General features: G+C 39.1%; 12 protein-coding genes and 2 pseudogenes. 4 read left to right on the forward strand and 10 right to left on the reverse strand.

The features are described 5' to 3' along the window. Positions 1-301: 301 nt before the first annotated feature. The 5 genes and pseudogenes from ACMX3D_RS29095 to ACMX3D_RS29115 form a co-directional block, all read right to left on the reverse strand. Complete coding sequence (locus ACMX3D_RS29095) at positions 302-5,680, reverse strand: trifunctional serine/threonine-protein kinase/ATP-binding protein/sensor histidine kinase (protein ID WP_482749235.1); 5,379 nt, start codon at positions 5,678-5,680, stop codon at positions 302-304. Between the two features lie 213 nt (positions 5,681-5,893). Next, the gene (locus ACMX3D_RS29100; protein ID WP_482749236.1) at positions 5,894-6,403 is read right to left on the reverse strand and encodes a MarR family winged helix-turn-helix transcriptional regulator; all 510 of its coding nucleotides are present in this window, start codon (positions 6,401-6,403) and stop codon (positions 5,894-5,896) included. Positions 6,404-6,489: 86 nt separating this feature from the next. Further along, positions 6,490-6,678 (reverse strand): annotated as a pseudogene (locus tag ACMX3D_RS29105) (hypothetical protein); the annotation flags it as partial. A 65-nt stretch (positions 6,679-6,743) separates the two neighbouring features. Continuing rightward, positions 6,744-6,938, reverse strand: a complete 195-nt coding sequence (locus ACMX3D_RS29110) for a hypothetical protein (protein ID WP_482749237.1) — start codon at positions 6,936-6,938, stop codon at positions 6,744-6,746. Positions 6,939-7,190: 252 nt separating this feature from the next. Next, positions 7,191-7,388, reverse strand: coding sequence for a hypothetical protein (locus tag ACMX3D_RS29115; protein ID WP_482749238.1), 198 nt, complete (start codon positions 7,386-7,388; stop codon positions 7,191-7,193). 317 nt (positions 7,389-7,705) lie between these two features. On the opposite strand from ACMX3D_RS29115, the gene ACMX3D_RS29120 reads away from it, so the two are divergent. Next, positions 7,706-10,165, forward strand: coding sequence for a hypothetical protein (locus ACMX3D_RS29120; RefSeq protein ID WP_482749239.1), 2,460 nt, complete (start codon positions 7,706-7,708; stop codon positions 10,163-10,165). Positions 10,166-10,274: 109 nt separating this feature from the next. Here ACMX3D_RS29120 and ACMX3D_RS29125 read toward each other — a convergent pair whose 3' ends face one another. Then, on the reverse strand, positions 10,275-11,129 hold the full coding sequence (locus tag ACMX3D_RS29125) for a sulfurtransferase (protein WP_482749240.1): 855 nt from the start codon (positions 11,127-11,129) through the stop codon (positions 10,275-10,277). A gap of 412 nt (positions 11,130-11,541) precedes the next feature. Here ACMX3D_RS29125 and ACMX3D_RS29130 point away from each other — a divergent pair, with 412 nt between their 5' ends. Then, positions 11,542-13,041: a phytoene desaturase family protein gene (locus tag ACMX3D_RS29130; RefSeq protein ID WP_482749241.1), complete on the forward strand. Its 1,500-nt coding sequence runs from the start codon at positions 11,542-11,544 to the stop codon at positions 13,039-13,041. A gap of 29 nt (positions 13,042-13,070) precedes the next feature. On the opposite strand, the gene ACMX3D_RS29135 is transcribed toward ACMX3D_RS29130, so the two are convergent. Then, positions 13,071-13,355, reverse strand: a complete 285-nt coding sequence (locus tag ACMX3D_RS29135) for a Mo-dependent nitrogenase C-terminal domain-containing protein (RefSeq protein WP_482749242.1) — start codon at positions 13,353-13,355, stop codon at positions 13,071-13,073. 155 nt (positions 13,356-13,510) lie between these two features. Here ACMX3D_RS29135 and ACMX3D_RS29140 point away from each other — a divergent pair, with 155 nt between their 5' ends. Beyond that, positions 13,511-14,278, forward strand: a complete 768-nt coding sequence (locus ACMX3D_RS29140; protein ID WP_482749243.1) for an alpha/beta fold hydrolase — start codon at positions 13,511-13,513, stop codon at positions 14,276-14,278. A gap of 341 nt (positions 14,279-14,619) precedes the next feature. Here the strand turns inward: ACMX3D_RS29140 and psb28 are convergent, their stop codons facing one another. From psb28 to ACMX3D_RS29155, 3 genes are all read right to left on the reverse strand, one after another. Next, complete coding sequence (gene psb28, locus ACMX3D_RS29145; RefSeq protein ID WP_229543093.1) at positions 14,620-14,985, reverse strand: photosystem II reaction center protein Psb28; 366 nt, start codon at positions 14,983-14,985, stop codon at positions 14,620-14,622. 21 nt (positions 14,986-15,006) lie between these two features. Then, on the reverse strand, positions 15,007-16,554 hold the full coding sequence (locus ACMX3D_RS29150; protein WP_482749244.1) for a serine hydrolase: 1,548 nt from the start codon (positions 16,552-16,554) through the stop codon (positions 15,007-15,009). A 165-nt stretch (positions 16,555-16,719) separates the two neighbouring features. Beyond that, complete coding sequence (locus tag ACMX3D_RS29155; RefSeq protein ID WP_482749245.1) at positions 16,720-17,460, reverse strand: RNA methyltransferase; 741 nt, start codon at positions 17,458-17,460, stop codon at positions 16,720-16,722. A 19-nt stretch (positions 17,461-17,479) separates the two neighbouring features. Here ACMX3D_RS29155 and ACMX3D_RS29160 point away from each other — a divergent pair. Then, positions 17,480-17,683: pseudogene (locus tag ACMX3D_RS29160) on the forward strand (IS1634 family transposase); the annotation flags it as partial. Between the last annotated feature and the right edge of the window lie 41 nt (positions 17,684-17,724).

Here is a 17,724-nt window from a genome sequence, read left to right on the forward strand (position 1 = left end):
CGATTCAGTAATCAAAAACCTAACCCCCCAGCCCCCTTCCCTACTAGGGAAGGGGGAGCCAAACTCCCCTCTCCTCGTAGGAGAGGGGTAGGGGGAGAGGTTCTTCCAGCATTACTGAATTGGTGTTCTAGCAGTTATGCAACGCCCGTTGACCTGTTGAGGTTACACACATTTAAATCTCTGGCTAAAACCATTTACAGCAGATTGCAGGTGAATGAGGTACAAGTTTTCACCAAAAAGCAATGTAACACAGGACTTTCAAGCCTGTTCCCTGTTCCCTGCTGTATTGTTTGTCAGCTGACTATCGAATTGGAATGAAGATTGCAAATTCTGTACCTTGACCGGGAGAGGAATTGCATTCGAGGGAACCGCCGTGCTTTTCTACTATAATTTGCCGAGCGATCGCCAATCCTAAACCTGTCCCTTTACCAACAGCTTTGGTAGTAAATAAATGGTCAAATATTTTTTGTTTAACTGATTCACTCATACCCATACCGTTATCAGAAATTGATATTTTTACTTGGTTATCTTTCACTACGGTAGCAATCTTAATGCGGTTGGGATTGGCTTGTATTTCCTGAAAGCTACGTCCATGATTTGATTCTTCTAAAGCATCAATAGCATTAGCCAGAATATTCATAAATACTTGATTTAATTGTCCTGGAAAACACTCAACTTGAGGTAGGTTGCCATAATCAGTTTTCACTTCAATTGCTGGGCGTTGTTCGTTAGCTTTGAGGCGATGTTTGAGAATTAAAACTGTACTGTCAATTCCTTCGTGGATATTAAATGGTACTTTGTAATCTTTGTCAGCACGAGAGAAGGTGCGGAGACTAGTACTGATATTTTTCAGGCGATCGCAAGCCATAGTCATCGAATCAATCGCCTTTGGTAAATCTGCCAAGGTATATTCCAAATCAATTTCGACCGCATGGTCAATAATTTGTTCACTCTGGTTTTGGCAAGTTTCTTGATATAGTTTTAGGTGTTCAACAATATCTGCAAGTGAGGGTTTAGCTTGTTCGAGACTGGCAGCAATAAAACCCAAAGGATTATTCATTTCGTGAGCGACACCGGCAACTAAGTTACCCAACGCAGACATTTTTTCACTTTGAACAATTTGTAATTGAGCATTTTGTAATTTGTTTAATGCCTGTTCTAATTGTTGGGCATATTGCTGCGATCGTTCATATAATCGAGCGTTTTCTAGAGAAATTGCGGCTTGAGTGCAGAGTACGTTGAGTAGTTCGACGCGATCGCCACTGAACGCCCCTGTAACTAAACTATTTTCTAGGTATAACAACCCCAACAACTTGCCCTGATATAAAATCGGGTTGCACATGATACTCTTAGGCTGTTGACGGATGATATACGGATCGTTAGCTAAGGTGAGATCGGTACTCGCATCAGTCAGCACAGTAGTTTGCTGCTCATTTTTGACTTTGTAAATTAGTTTCAGAGGAATTTCTAGGCTTTCCTCAATGGGGAGATGCTGCAATACAACTGGCTCTGTTAAGAGAGTAATTAATCCTTCAATCAGCAAGCGATCGTCTCGTAACAGCATTAATACACATTTATCAGCCCCCACATTTTCAATGACAATAGAAAGTAACGATACCAGCAGTTTTTCCAGTTCAATTTCACCAGAGAGAGTTTGCGAGGCTTTGAGAATAGTAACTAAATCAAGAGAATGGGAGACACTTGTAGAAGAACTAGTAGCGGTAACAGTTCCCAAGTTGAAGACAGTTTCGTTAACTGAGACAAGAGTGCGAGTTTGTTGGAAGATAGAACCCAATAATTGCGGGTAACGCTTTTCTATATCGGCGACTTTGGCTTTTGCACCCCAGCGAGCATAACCGTAATAGGCTTCAATCGTATAGTCTTGGGCAATATGCTGTCTGCCCCAGTCGAGGTAAAATTTAGCGGCGAGTTCATTGGCAAGAGCTTCTTCTTGGATATATTCGTTGGCTTTGGCTCCAGATATTGCCTTGTCGTATAAATCCATTGCTTCGACTTTCTTTCCTAACACTCGACATTTTTCTGCTTCCACCAAATCAACTTTATGTTGATAATTCATTGGAGCATATTGCGCCCAGTGTTGTAGTTGAGTTTGGTTCTGCTCTACTCGTTGAAATACCTCTGCTACTTGTTCCGATCGCAAATTTAAAGCTGCTAGAGCAATCAAAGAATCATAGAAATAAAACGCAGGTTCGTATACTAATCCCTTAGCAGCATTTAAATAACGACTGCATTCAACAGTATAATTTTGCGCTTGCTCAATTTCACCAAATAAGAAACAGAGCATAAGTTTATATGAATAGAATACACATAACTCACTGACATCATTCTCAGAAATTAGCTGCGGCAGCATTTCTGCCTCTCGTACAGCTTCCCCAGACAAAACACAAGAATGCTCCCCAAAACCCAGCAAATTTAATGCCGACTGCCAAGAAAGGCGACAATGATTAGCTAGTGCCGCTTGGTTCAATTGCATCAATCCGTTGTAGTAAGCACGAGCATTTTGTTCAACAGTAGCAAGAGGCTGATTACACCAAAAAGAAGCGTTACAAAAGGTTCGGGCATGATACCCAGCAAACTTCGTGCTGCCAACTTCTAAACCAGTCATGTAGCCATCTTGCAAAAGTGGGAGGATATCTTTGATGTGAGATTTGCGGTGCAGAACAAAACCTGCCAGCACCAAAAGCACTTCTGGTTTAATAGCTTTAGCGTCAAATTTAGAGATAATTTGCAGTGACAATTGGCCAAACTTTGTCCCTGTATCTACATCTTGGAAAAAATTGCAGAGAATAAAGCCATAGTTAGCGTAACTAAATGCAGAAGTTACTGTATTTCCATACTGAATGGATAATTTGACTGATAACGCCACCAGTAATGGACACAAGATAGAACCACTGTTGTACGCTGCTGGGATGAGATTACTAGCAATCTGGATAATTGCCGAGACTTCCCGATTTGTCATTACAGGTAAATCAACTAAATCTGCAATTTCTTGATTTCCAATCAATTCCTTAATCTCTTGAATTAACTGTTGAAGATCTACGGGTGTGGGTGATTCAGGAAAAGTTATGCCAAGCTGTTGCAGGAGATTCTGTCCGATATCAAGGACTTTGACTATTTTATTCTGAAAGATATAAGACTGAATTCTAATACAGTAGACATTCACCTTTTCGAGCAGAGAGTGTGCCTGTTCAATAACACTATCAACCAACTGTTCCATTACTGCAAATTCGCCGCATAAAGAAGCGATTTCCGCAGCTAATTCATGGAAATCGAGGCTCATTTCATATTGCTCTTGCCAAGTTTTTTCTCCTAACAAAGATAATCCAATTTTGGCATATTCACCCGCTGCTTGATAGGCAGTGGAATTTTTAGCCTTGCGACAAGCAATTAAATTAAGTTGGGCTAATTCATATCGTTGTGTTTGTTCGGCAATTAAAGTAGTGCCGCGATCTAATTGATTAACTATTTCAAAAATTCTGTCTTCTCTTGCTGCTGTTGGAATCTGTTGCAGCAGTAGTTGTCCAATTTGGTAGTGAGTTGTTTGTTTTTGGTCATCAGGAATTAGAGAATAGGCAGCTTGTTGAATGCGATCGTGTAAAAATTTATATTTAGCTAATTGTTTATTGATATTTTCTAAGGCAAATTGCTGATTATTCTCTCCTTGATAAAACTTATAAACATCACTAATTGGTAAAATCAATCCTTCTTGTAAAGCTTTCCATAGACAGGCTGCTGTTTCTACTTCTGATTGCTCTGAAACAATAGCCAAAGTTGCAACATCAAACTGATTGCCGATACAAGCAGCTAATTGTAATACCTTTTGAGTTGATTCTGGCAATTTTTTTAGTTGCAACGCCATAAAGGCAACAACATCATCTGTAACTGCCTGTTGATTAATTTGTGCAATGTCGCATTGCCAACATCCTAATTCAAAGTCAAATTCAATCAGTTTATCTTGATGTAATGCTTTCAGAAACTGAGTTGTATAAAATGGATTTCCTTGAGTTTTGCGATAAACTAACTGAGAAAGATTCAACGCCAAACTTTCTGGACATTTTAGGGTGTCAGCGACTAACTTATTTACTTGAGATTGAGATAATGGTGCTAAAGTAATTGTACTAATTGCTGCTGGTATTTTCTCAATTTCACTCAAAGTCAACATTAGTGGATGTCCTGAAGTTACCTCGTTATCGCGGTACGCACCAATGATGAAAAGATGGCCTGTATCAGCCATTAATTGTTGCATTAATTTTAGTGATGCTGAATCTGCCCATTGCAAATCATCTAAAAAGATAATTAAGGGATGTTCTGCAATAGTAAAGACTTGCGTAAATTTTTGGAATAATAAATTAAAGCGATTTTGTGCCTCTATTCCTGATAATTCTATCGCTGGTGGTTGTTTGCCAATAATGCGTTCTAATTCGGGAATAACTTCAATAATTACTTGACCGTTTTCGCCAACTGCTGATAGGATGTTATCTTTCCATTGAGCTAACTGAATATCATTTTCTGTTAACAACTGCCCGATTAAATCTCGAAATGCTTGCACAAAAGCGCTGAAGGGAATATTACGTTGAAACTGGTCAAATTTACCTTTGATAAAATAGCCGCGTTGTCTGACAATTGGTTTATGTACTTCGTTGACGACTGCTGTTTTGCCAATACCAGAAAATCCAGCAACCAGCATCATTTCCGTTGCACCCTGACTGACTCGCTCAAATGCTTGCAGAAGGGTTTGAACCTCCATGTCTCTGCCATAGAGTTTATCAGGAATGAGGAAGCGATCGCACACATCCCTTCGCCCAATTTCAAAACTCTCAATCCTACCAGTTTCTTTGAGTTGATATAAACACTTCTCTAAATCAAACTTCAGCCCCAAAGCACTTTGGTATCTATCTTCAGCATTCTTCGCCATCAATTTGCTGACAATTCTTGAGATAACAGAGGGAATTTCTGAATTGATTTCATGGACTAATGGTGCGATTTTGGCAATGTGACAATGTACTAACTCCATTGCATCATTCGATGAAAATGGTAATTGCCCTGTTAGTAATTCATAGAAGGTTATACCCAAAGAATACAAATCTGTGCGGTAGTCAATCCCTCGATTCATTCTGCCTGTTTGTTCTGGAGAAATATAAGCCAATGTCCCCTCTAAAACATTGGGATTGACGAGAGTTTGAGTTTCTCTTGGTAGTAAAGAGGCAATACTAAAGTCAATTAATTTAACTTGTTTGGTTTCGGGATTAATTAAAATATTGCTGGGTTTAATATCTTTATGAATAATGCGAGCGCGGTAGAGTATGTCTAAGGTATCGCACAGAGCGATCGCAATTTGTAAAAATTGATTTAAAGATACGACATTATTGTTAGAGAAATAATCCTTCAGAGAAATCCCGCCAAAATCTTCCATTACTAACGCAAAGCTATTGTGTAATGGTTCTAAGCTGTAAGTTTGAATAATTCCATGATAGTTAAGGTTGTTAGCAATGGCGTATTGATTGCGAAATTGTACTAGTTCACTAAAGCTGGGATATTGATTCTTTAGTACTTTAATGATTACTGGTAATGAATCAATCTCTTGAATCCCTTGATAAACTACGGTTCTCGAACCGTCATAAAGTTTGTTGCTCAAGCGATAACCGGGAATACTAATCATAACGCCAAATTTCCAACATCAGATTTAGTATTCCCATACATATAAAATATTTTACAAATAGCGCCAAAACACTCGCAGTAATCATACGCTAATGCACAATCTGCTAGCAGCTTGCTAGACCGAATTTTGAAATAGCTTTCTTCAGCGTGAAGGTTTCTTTTCACGAAATATAAATTTGAGAGTTTCAAAAAACCATCTTCTAGCTTTTCGTTCTTAAATATCTCGCATAGCAGGAAGTCCCGCCTGTAGTTTGGATAATAACTCAATCAGTGTTTTCTTCTCAGCAGAAGTCAAATGAGCCATCATCCCAGTTGTGCGAAAAAAATGCTCTGGTAGCATTTGAGTTAACTTTTGCTGTCCTTGGGGAGTTAATTGGACAATTAAACGCCGCCTATCTTCTGGGTGTGGTTGACGCTTCACGAGTCCATCTTTTTCCAAATTATCCAATAGTCCTGTGATCGTTCCACGAGTTACACCAGAACGTTCCGCACATTCGGAAGGTGTTAAGCCTTGCCCTTTGGTGCGGAATAATTGCATCAGAACTGTAAATTTGCCCATCGATAGCTGATGACGAGCTAAATGGGTATCTAATGCAGCATAAACCAGAGATGTCGTATTCAAAAATGCTAAACAAGCCTCTATAGATGGAATGTCTAACTCAGAAAATTGCTGCGCTAATTCCTTTAATTCTTGCGGTGAAGGAACTTCGGGAGAAACAAACATAAGTTGGCAAGCATTTGTTGACTAACTTACTATATGCTGCCTTAATATAATGTTGATGCGATCGCAGTTTCATACAAATATCCAAACTAAGCCACAAACTGGATCACACCCCATTGTCCGTTCGTTAACCACGAAGCATCAGATTTTAAACCTACTGCTACTTCTGACTTGAGGGTGCGTAAAGCGACCATTGGTGCAGGTAAATAGCACACTATATCTGCAACGTTAGCCGTCATATCCCAATGGCGATCGCCTAATAAACGACGATTATTTGCAATAATTATAAAATTTTTTTCTACAAAATTAAGATTATGGGCAAGTCTGAGCAATGATTATCTGCCTACAGTAACTGAATTTTTATCACTATATTACTGCTCTGGTGACGTTCGATTTTGGGTGGTTCATTTTTGAGAAGTAAGTCCGCAAAATCGTAGATAGTGACTTGTGGCTGCGGTTCGACTTCAGGTTTTGGTAATGGTTCGGGTGTGATTTGAGAACTACTTAGACCTATGGCTTCTCTTAAATATTCTTCCATCAGTATTACTCCGTAATGCTTTGAGGTATTATTCCCATTTCAGCCCAGCATTTACCACAGTACTACCTCAAAACCCTGAGATGCTTACTAGCAGTTCTACTTAACAAAATTTTTCATGAATATCAAAATGGTAGTACTCGAATGCTACCAGCAGCGATCGCACTTACCAATCAACTAAAAGAGGCAAACATAGCACCTTTCATTTACATGAACTACACTACACTAGCCTCTATCCTTTATCAGCTTATTGACTTATATCATTACTAATCTTCGTCGCTGCTTTTTCTTAGCAACAACCTGACCAAGATAGTCTCCAGCACCCACTCCAAACATACCAGCACTCACCCCGTACATTGTATCTCGTCCAAATATTTGAACTCCGATATACCCTATGGATATGGCTGCTAATGTGCCTATGGTGCTTGCAATAATGATTTGATTTCGTCGCATGAATTTTTTTGACCTTTCAATTGTGAAGAATTGTTACTGTTGTCTGTATTTTAAAACTACTCAGAGTCTTGTTGTCTCCTATTATTCATCATAATTAAAACAGGTATTCAACCTAGCACTGCCCAAAACTCCTGAAATACTTACTAATATCCCCCCCAACAGATGTTTTTCAGTGCTTGCCGTAGTTTTTGATGCTCATAGAAATGCAGTTGGCGGCTATAATTTCAATGCCTCAACCCTTCAAAATCTGGACTCAACAGGCAAGGGATGCTTTTGGCAACGTTAATGACACACTATAAATGCATATAAATTTACTTATGACTAATATCTTAAATTTAGCTAAAATTACTTTACCTGATGATATCAAATTAAAACTTGAATCTTTAGATTATATAAATCTAGGCAATTCGAGTTCAAGTATTTATTTAGATTTTGACCATGAGTTGCAGTTAAATTTAGAAAAAATTTTTAACATCCATAGTACAGTTCCTTATATGGATGTAGCCCTTAATAGACTGATTCTTGCAATATTTGGCAACTACGAAATCAGAATATCAGCACCAAAATACAGAATTTATCATACTTCTCAAGGAATTGAACTCAATTTTAAAGGTTTACTCAATAACCAAAGCATTGAAATAATTTTCGGTAAACAACCTATACTGCAATATAGATTACCTAAAAATTTTAATTTTAGCTTTTTATCCAATACATTACCTATTATTAATGATTTAAAATTAAGCAGCCCAGAGTTAATTATCACTAACCTCGGCTATTCTTTTACACATTCAAAATTTGGTAGTATTAACTTAAGCGAAGGATTGAATTTTATCGGAAATATTGATTTTAAGAACTGGAATACAAATTTTAGTAGATTTATTTATGAAAACTTAGGAATGGCTGGCTTTGAAGCCATAATTAACTTTAATCCCACTGGACAAGTTAGCTTAACAGGTAACATTGCAGGCGATATTCAGCTATTTTCCCAGAAACAATTTCAGGCTACTTTTAATAATTTACTTATAGGGTTAAACATTGGTGCTGATTTAGAACCAAACTTTGGATTAACCGGAAACTTAATTCTTCAAGGATATGATCCCACCCAAGAAAACGAACCTAAATTATTACTCTGTGGAAATCTCTCTCTCGAACCCGAATCTTTAACAGCATTTTTCAGCCAACAAAGTGACAAACCTTGGTGTAATCCCTACGGTTTGGTAGGTACTGAACTGCGCAATGTTAGGTTTCAAGGAGGCGGAACATATTTACCACCTTATTTTGATAACTTTGGCTTCATTGGTGATTTGAAATGGGAAAAAGCAGACCTTGAGGTAGCATTCCTAATGGATACTAATGATCCTGAAAGATTAGCTTTAATTTTAAATCCCAGGCAAGCAATTTGCTTAATAGATTTGTGGCGAGGGCCAGTTAGCTCTTTTATTACTAAACAAGTAGGTTATTCAATTGATGCCGTTAACCAAGCATTAGGGTTTTTAGAAAACTTTGTGAACTTAAACATTGAACCAATTGATGGAGATGGAGATGGAAAATTTAATCCTTTAATTAAGTATGTTCCTTTTCCGACAACAATTGCAGGTCAACCGATATCAGAAGGGTTAGAAATTAATGGCAAAGTTAATGCTTGGGATCATGAAGCAATATTAATTCTTCATAGCGATAAAACTTTTAAGAATATCAGTGGGGTGTTAAAAGTTCTAGAAATCGATTTAGGATTTCTGAAAATTAAAGGAACAGATGATGAGAGTTTAGATTTATCTTTAAAAGTAACGCCTAGTGAGCAGTATCTTCAAGGAGATGGTTATTTAGAGATTTTTGACAATGAAATTGCCAATATTGAATTTAACATTACCCCTACTAAGGCTACATTTAAAAATTTTGACCTCACTTTAGTAAATCTATTGGATATTGATGTTGATGCCCTAAGTATTGATATAAAATCTGGTATTGGTAGTGGTTCAGGAACAATTTCAGTTTTAGGCAATACCCTAGCAGGTATTACGTTTGATGTTAGCAAAAATAGTGTTAACCTGAAGAATGTTCAGTTAAGTTTAGCAGGCTTCTTAAATTTTGCTATTCCGAACCTTTCTGTCAATTTAACAAACAAAAGCGCCACAGGAACAGCCAATATTATTGCTTTTAATCAAACTTTGGGTAGCGGCACATTATCATTTAATACTCAGAACATTTCAATTAATAATGTATTGCTTAATTTCGGCAATATTATGAAACTGAATGTCCCTAATTTCAAATTTGATGCAACAAATAGAAAGCTTTTTGGTTTAGGTGATATTATTCTTCTAAACAAACAATTCACTGCGTTAGGTATCAGCATTAATGAAAACGGGGTTCAAGCAGCGAGTAATTTCAATTTTGGTATTTTAGCTTTTAACAGCGCGACAGTCACTCTGAATAAAGGAACTAATGGTAATATCAATAATTCTGCCTGCATTGCAGGAAACATGAAGTTTTTAGGCTATAATTTTGCCAATATCACTGCTAGTTTTAATAGCGATAAATTAACTACATCTGGTAGCTTCAATTTTGCTGGCATTTTAATACTTAAAGGTATAAATAATCAAAGAAATGCGACAATAACGCTTAACAAAGCCAAGAATGGAATTTACAATTGTGTCAGTATTAGGGGTAGCTTTTATGTATTAAGTCAAGAGTTGACCTCACTTAATATTCACCATAATCATGGAACTCTAAAAATTTTAGGGATAAAAATTATTAGCAACCCTAATCATACAAAATAAATACATTGGTAATGTAAAAACTGTAGATTTTTTTAGTTAATATTACACGATCGCTTGTTTTCAACAGGTTACTAGAATCTATCCTACTAATACCTGTAACCCATTGTCTTCAAAGTACTGTGCTATCGATTGGTAGTGATAAGTCACTAGACCATTCATTCCAAGACCCGAAATAATTCCTCGCATAAATTCCTGCTGTTTGCAGAGCAATCAGAGTATTCGCCGCCCTTGAACCTTTAAAGCAGTAAATATAGACAGAAGAGTCAGAAGTAATACCTAAAGATTCACAAATTTCTAGAATTTCAGCTTTTGAGCGAAACATAGGTATTTCCGAAACAGAGGTCATCAGACGATGCCATTCTAGCCATACAGCGTTAGGGATTCTACCCTTACGAGGACAAAAATCAACAGAGTAAGGAGAAGAACTCAATCCCTGCCATTCTAAGCGATCGCGCACATCTAATTTGATAATTGCTGGATTGTCAATTGCTTGCAACATATCTTCAGTCGTCACAAGTATGTCAGCGTTGGGATGCAATCTAAATATACTGCTTTCACGTAATGGTAATTCATCAGTTACAGGTAATCCTGCCTTCAGCCATGCTTTATATCCTCCATGTAAGATAGACACTTGAGTGCAACCCAAATACTTCAGTAAAAAAGCTGCTCGGCAAGATTGACCATAACCTTGATTTAAACTATCTTCATACACAATTATCCATTCAGCACCAGATATTCCTAACTGGCTCATAATTTCTGCAAAATGCTCTTGCATTTTTTTTAATCCTGCTGGTGAGGATTTATCTAAAAGATAGGTAAAAAAATCTCTAATATTGACAGATTGAGGAATATGAGAAATAGTATAATCTTCTGGACTTCGCGTATCAATAATTACATGATTTAATGATTTTTCTGCTAATACAGACGTGAGTTCTTGAGGGGAAATGAGAATTGGTCTATTCACGCTTTCATGCTTATATTTTCTGGGTAATACGAATTATTGCACCCAGTAAATTTAGGTTTTGAAATGCAAATTACAACAGCATGAATATTGAATGTTACAGAAAAACTTTGTGGTTATATCGTTTTACAGAAGTCACTTTCAGTCTAGAAACAAACACCATAAGCAAAGTTTAAATATCAATGCCATAAACTTTCATTTAATATTAATCAAGTTATTTTTTGTTCTAATCTAAACAACGCACTGTCTCCTCAAAATGCTGGCTATCCCTGTGGTCTGAATGTTGAAACAACTGGCAAAGTCTTATTTGATTACTTCATAATCATTGACAAACAGCCTTTGAGCGATCGCATTTCTGACTATCACATTTGGACAAGTACCGATATTATCAGTGTGGAAGTGTGTGTCGTTATCTATGTCTAAACAAATTGCGATCGTCGGAGCCGGCCCTGGTGGTTTAGCCACAGCCATCCGCCTGGCTGGGCTAGGGTATCAAGTGCAAATCTTTGAGGCGGCTGAACGCGTAGGTGGACGGATGCGTGGCTTAGAAGTTGATGCCTACGCTTTTGATACAGGGCCGACTATTCTCCAACTACCACACTTATATGAAGAGCTTTTTCAGGAAGCAGGCTTAAATTTTGCTGACTATGTTCAACTCAAAAGATTAGAACCCTACACTCGCCTAAAATTTTGGGATGGCACACAACTCGATTTAACTACCGATTTGGCAGCCTTAAAAACACAACTGGCAAACTTGCGCCCAGATTTACCATTAGCATTTGATCGTTGGTACACAGAACATATTCGTAAATATGAATTAGGCTACAAGCCTTATCTAGGTAGCCCTGTGCGGAGTTTATTAGGTTACTTGCGTTGGGATGAAATTTTTGCTCTACTTTCATTCCGTCCTTGGGAGACTTTATATCAACACTTTTGGCGATTTTTTCAGGATGAGCGATTAGTGTATGCGTTGAGCTATCCCTCAAAATATTTGGGAATGCATCCGACTGTGGCAGCGAGTGTATTCAGTCTGATTCCATTTTTGGAATTTGCTCAAGGAGTATGGCATCCAGTGGGAGGTTTCCGGGCATTGGCGCAGGGTTTGGCTAAGGCGGCTCAAGACTTAGGCGTACAAATTCACCTCAATTCCCCAGTGCATCAAGTTTGGATTGAGCAAGGAAAAGTTCGTGGTTTGGAATTAGCTGGTGGAAAGTGCCTAAATTTTGATGCAGTTGTGATCAATGCTGACTTTGGCTACGCTATACGCCACTTGCTACCAACTTCAGCACGCGGTCGTTACACTGAACGCAAGCTTCAACAAATGCAATTTTCATGCTCTACCTTCATGCTTTATTTGGGGATCAATCGCCGCTACGAAGGGTTACCACATCATCAAATTTATTTATCAGAAAATATTCGTCAACTTGAGCGCCCTTGGATAGATGATTCTGCATTAGATGAAACTGATCCGCCTTTCTATGTCTGCAATCCGACCATTATCGACCCCAGTAATGCACCAGTCGGACACAGCACATTGTTTGTATTAGTACCAATTCCAAACACTTCTTATGCTGTTGACTGGGATAATCAACAAAAAAGTTATCAAGACTTTGTGATTAAACGCCTACATTTGTTGGGTTATGACAATATTGAAAAACATATTGTTACCCAGAGATGTTACACTGCCCAAACTTGGCAGGATGATTATCGAGTTCATTTAGGTGCTGTGTTCAATCTCAGTCACAATTGGAGCCAGCTTGGCCCATTTCGCCCGCCAATTCGTTCTGAAAATATTGCCGGGTTGTACTGGATTGGTGGTGCAGTTCATCCAGGAAGTGGATTACTCACAATTTTGGAAGCATCTCGCAGTGCTGCTGGATTTATTAGTCAGGATTTGGTGTTCACGAAGTCTTAATTGCATTGGCACAGCAAACCGAGTTTGTTTTAGATGTTAGTCACATCTGCACCACATTGATCGACTAAATAGATCAAACACTTAAAACGAAGACCAACTACTTGTTCATAAAAGGGGTTTAACTTGCATAAAGGTGGAATTTGAAAAAGTTTCCGTCCTAAAATTGACACAGTTCTTTCAAATGGACAATGAGAAGGAATGATTCTACACAAGAATCTGGCAATTTTTTCATCATGTATTTCTACGGCTTCAAGCTGATATCGTAGCTGCTTTAATAAGCCGTTATTCCATTGAGCTTTATTTAATGAGTGCATAAATGAAATTTCCTACTACCAATCTTTTGCCCCTATAAAATGCCAATTATCTATAGAGAAAAACATCGTATAATTTCGTAATTATTTTTTTATTTTTTTAAAATCAATTTTCAACCTAGTAAAACTGCTGAGGAGTCTGAGTTAGGAGAAATCAAATGGAAGCCAAAATCGTTGACATTGGTGATGCACAACTGAGCGTATATGATGCTGGCAGCGGCCTACCAATTGTTTTTCTACATGGAAATGGTGGTCGTTGGCAACACTGGGAGCCACAACTGCGGGCATTTGCTCATCGCTTCCGCTGCATTGCCTTTGACCAGCGCGGGTATGGAGCATCCAGTTCACTTACCAGCCCCAATTCACTTTCACGAATGGCAGATGATGCTGCTCAGGTTTGTCAGGTGCTAGGAATTGATCATACTTACTTCGTTGGTTTGTCGATGGGTGGTGCAGTTGCTCAAGCCATAGCGTTACGCCATCCCAATTTAGTTGATGGTCTAGTGCTGGCTTGCGCACCTTTAATTCCGCTCAAGCCAGTACAAGTTCCTCAAATCACTGCTGAGTATATCCGCAGCAACGTTATTGCTAACTTTGGCCCCAAAATTAAACAGCAGCCTGAACTGTTTGACCGCTTGCTCAAAGAGCATCTGGAGACGCGCATTGAGACATTACAAAATTTCTCAACTCATGATTTTCCGCAAATGGATGTATCGGGGATTCGCGCCCCAGTTCAAGTGATAGCAGGTGAGCTTGATACTACTGCTCCTCCTGCGACTCTCAAGCAACTTGCTCAGAATATACCGAATGCTACATACCTGGAGTTTCCTGAAACTGGTCATTACTTGAACATTGAACAACCAGAGGCGTTTAACGCTGCTATTGTTAATTTTATTGAGTCACATCCGCCTCGCTATAGTCAATAGCAATAGCCGCAACGATTGCTGATGTGAGGTAAAAACGCAGATTTACCTACGTTTCCATCTCTGATCTTCTACCAGATTATGCGTCCTGGTTGGAATTCTAGCCAGTTGCCATCGCCTGACCAAGTGCTGCATCAATTATGTAGCGTCTCTATGACGAGACAGCACTCCACAACTGGCCCACACCAAGACAGTAGAAGTAGGGATTTTGGCTGTGTTTGACACACAATCTTCTGACTGTCCTGACGTGTTGTTATTTATTAAAACTGCAACCGGAAGACATTGGTTGCCAAATTGCCAAAATCATCAGGAGTTTATTTCGCCTCTCATAAATTAGTGGAAGATTAACCTTGATATTCCATACCGTTTGCTTCGGCGTAACGCTGCATAAAACGCATGAAGCGTTCCCAATGATCATCTTGTTCGATTTCAAATTGGCATTCTACGCGTTGTAATTCGTCGCCTTCATCACCACCAAAAATAAATCGCGTTGAAGAAGGAGTGACATTAATTTCACCTTCTTCATCAGTTAACAGCATGGAATTTAAAGAGGGTTTTGTAAAACTATTAAATCCTTCCAAGGCTTGTAATTTATTAAAAGTCATGGCGACGATGCGTTTTCCTGAAACTTTGCCGCGTCGCAAACTGACATTACTGAGTTCTTCAAAAATGCCTGCAAAAAACTGTATTGATGGTGTGGTAGATGTCATGAGCAATGCAAAATTGATAATTTATCTTGGCGGATAATATTGTGGGTTAATAATGGGTGATGGATAACCACTCATAGGGATGTTGTTATTTATAGAAGGATTATTTATGGGTGATGGATAACCACTCATAGGCATCATACCAGTATTAGGATTAGGTATGGGGGAACTAATAGCCGGGGACGGATAATTAGTTGTAGGAATATTATTGTTGATGATTCTAGGTGCTGTACTTTGGCTCAGGTTTTCGTAAGTAGTACGAGAAATGGAACTGATCAGTTTTTCGGCGCGGGGGTCATTATTCGGACGTTTTACCATCACAGAAATGATGTAGCGTTTGCCGTTGGGAATATCTACTAAACCTGTATCTGCCAGCATGGTGCCAATATCACCTGTTTTGTGGTAGATTCTTGCGCCTGCGCCTAACCCAGATGGCAAGAGATTATCTCTTTCGGTGCGACGCATAATATCAAGCATAATATCACGCGATCGCAGGCTGACAAAGTTGCCTTGATTCAACATTGCCATCAAATTTCCCAGTTCTTTAGGACTGGTGAGGTTTGTCCCTTGTAAATCTGGAAGTTTATTATTGATGACTGTTGTGGTTAATCCCCAACTGCGAAAACGCTGATTTAATGCTTCTTTGCCTCCCATACGCGCAATCAGCATATTTGTGGCTGTATTGTCGCTGATGGTAATCATTTTGGTGGCAACTTCCAATGCACTGTACTGTGTGCCGACAGGTTTGAATTGGAAATTCCCGGAACCGCCAGCTACCATATCTTGTTCCATTGTCAGCATTTCATCCAAGCGGATTTTGCCTGCGTCAACATCTTGGAAAAAGGCAACCAAAATCGGTATTTTAATGGTACTAGCTGCGGGAAAACTAGTGGAGGCATTAATATCTACATAACCACCATTATCTAAATCTACTAAGAAAACCCCAGGAGTGATGTCTGGAGTAGTTGCTGCTAAATTTTGGACAGCATTTTTCAATGAAGTAATTTCTTGAGATAGGTATAAACCTGAAGTTGCAACTGCGGGATTAGGGGTAGTTTGTGGCTGAACTTGGCCAGAATTATTTGTGTTAGATGACACGGCAGAAGGTGAATTGATGCGAGTAGCCGGGTCTAGGACTGATAATACTGTACCAACGATCGCACCCATGCCAACTCCCACGATCAACAACCGCAGAATATACAACATCGTTCTGGCCATGGGCTTTAATCGCGTCTTTTTCGACACTTTTCTGGTTACTTTGGGCTTTGGCGGCTTTTGTACCCGCACTGTTTTTACTTTGACAGTACTAGGTTGGTAGGGGGGAGCATTAACTGGTTTCCTGGGGATAGGTTTAACAGCCGTTGGCATAACTAGTCCTTGTCTTGGCCTGGGAACTCCACCCACCACGACCGCACCTGGTGCAACCATCTGTTCTCTCACCACAGGACGTTGCTGTGGCTGCGGAACTTTCGCTTTTTTTGGTTCCACTTTTTGAGCTTTGCGCGATCGCTGGCGGCCGTTTACGGGTTGTCGCCGCGAGAAAGCTCTTAGTTTGTCACTTGATTCTGTCACTGCTACTCCTTGTGACTCACTCGAATTTTTTCTTGCAGACTCCCGGCCTAAAACTGACTGTTCATGCAGCTTGATGCTGAAATCTACTTTTACTACTCAGTAGTGTGTTTAGTTTAAGCCATATTATCTATTTTGAGGGAGATGCCGTATATCTTAATCGATGTATCATAAGTTTTCATCATGATTACGATTATTCAGCGCCCACTCGACTTGCCGAAAAATTCCTCGCAACATAGCCACTTCATTAGTTGTCAGACGAGCGCGATTATATAACTGACGAAATTTTTCCATACGACTAGCTGCTGTATGGGGATATATATAACCAATATCTAACAATAGTGATTCTAATTGTTGATAGTATGCTTCCACAAGCTCTAAAGGCGCTAATTCTGTCTCTTGGGTGATTTGAGGTTGAGCTATTTCGGCTTGTTGCGCTAATTCATAACAACAAATCCCGACAGCAGTTGCCAAATTTAAAGATGGATAAATTTCGCTAGTAGGAATACGAATAAATCGCTGGGCATAATTTAATTCTTCATTACTTAATCCTCGGTCTTCTCTGCCAAAAATCAGAGCAGAGGGTTTGTCTGGTTCTTCTAATAACCAAGGTAAAGCGCTGCGGGGTGTTTCTAAAGGTGTTCCCCAATCGCGGACACGTGCAGTTGTAGCGATCGCTCTGAAGCATCCGTGTAAAGCTTCTGGTAAAGTAGCCACTACTACCGCAGATTCTAAAATATCTTTGGCATGGACTGCCATTTTCATTGCTTCTGGTGATCGTGGGTCACATTGAGGGTTAACTAATATCAGGTTATACAGCCCGAAATTTTTCATCACGCGAGCGATCGCACCCACATTAATTGGGCCAGCTGGTTCTACCAAGACGATTCTGACCCCAGTTAATGCCATTTTTGCCTCTCCTATGTTTTACTTTGTACATCCAAACAAGAGGAATGATAAACCTACTGCTGAACGATTATTACGTGCTTTTTCTAATCTCACTTTGACGATTATTGAAGTCCGTGGTCAGCGTTTTGGCTATGTTCCTCCTTTAAATCCTCTACAGCAGGAAATTATTAGTTTACTTGGGCTTTCACCTGATATTTATAGCAATTTTGTGGATAATTCCTCGTCAGTCAAATTCTATTACGCGAACGGTGAGATCCAATTTTG

Source organism: Anabaena sp. TISTR 8404, assembly GCF_056847745.1.

Bases quoted from the DNA above. Each gene is read 5' to 3' on its own strand.
- ACMX3D_RS29095 (WP_482749235.1), bottom strand. From the start codon at position 5,680: ATGATTAGTATTCCCGGTTATCGCTTGAGCAACAAACTTTATGACGGT.
- ACMX3D_RS29100 (WP_482749236.1), bottom strand. From the start codon at position 6,403: ATGTTTGTTTCTCCCGAAGTTCCTTCACCGCAAGAATTAAAGGAATTA.
- ACMX3D_RS29110 (WP_482749237.1), bottom strand. From the start codon at position 6,938: ATGGAAGAATATTTAAGAGAAGCCATAGGTCTAAGTAGTTCTCAAATC.
- ACMX3D_RS29115 (WP_482749238.1), bottom strand. From the start codon at position 7,388: ATGCGACGAAATCAAATCATTATTGCAAGCACCATAGGCACATTAGCA.
- ACMX3D_RS29120 (WP_482749239.1), top strand. From the start codon at position 7,706: ATGACTAATATCTTAAATTTAGCTAAAATTACTTTACCTGATGATATC.
- ACMX3D_RS29130 (WP_482749241.1), top strand. From the start codon at position 11,542: ATGTCTAAACAAATTGCGATCGTCGGAGCCGGCCCTGGTGGTTTAGCC.
- ACMX3D_RS29135 (WP_482749242.1), bottom strand. From the start codon at position 13,355: ATGCACTCATTAAATAAAGCTCAATGGAATAACGGCTTATTAAAGCAG.
- ACMX3D_RS29140 (WP_482749243.1), top strand. From the start codon at position 13,511: ATGGAAGCCAAAATCGTTGACATTGGTGATGCACAACTGAGCGTATAT.
- psb28 (WP_229543093.1), bottom strand. From the start codon at position 14,985: ATGACATCTACCACACCATCAATACAGTTTTTTGCAGGCATTTTTGAA.
- ACMX3D_RS29155 (WP_482749245.1), bottom strand. From the start codon at position 17,460: ATGGCATTAACTGGGGTCAGAATCGTCTTGGTAGAACCAGCTGGCCCA.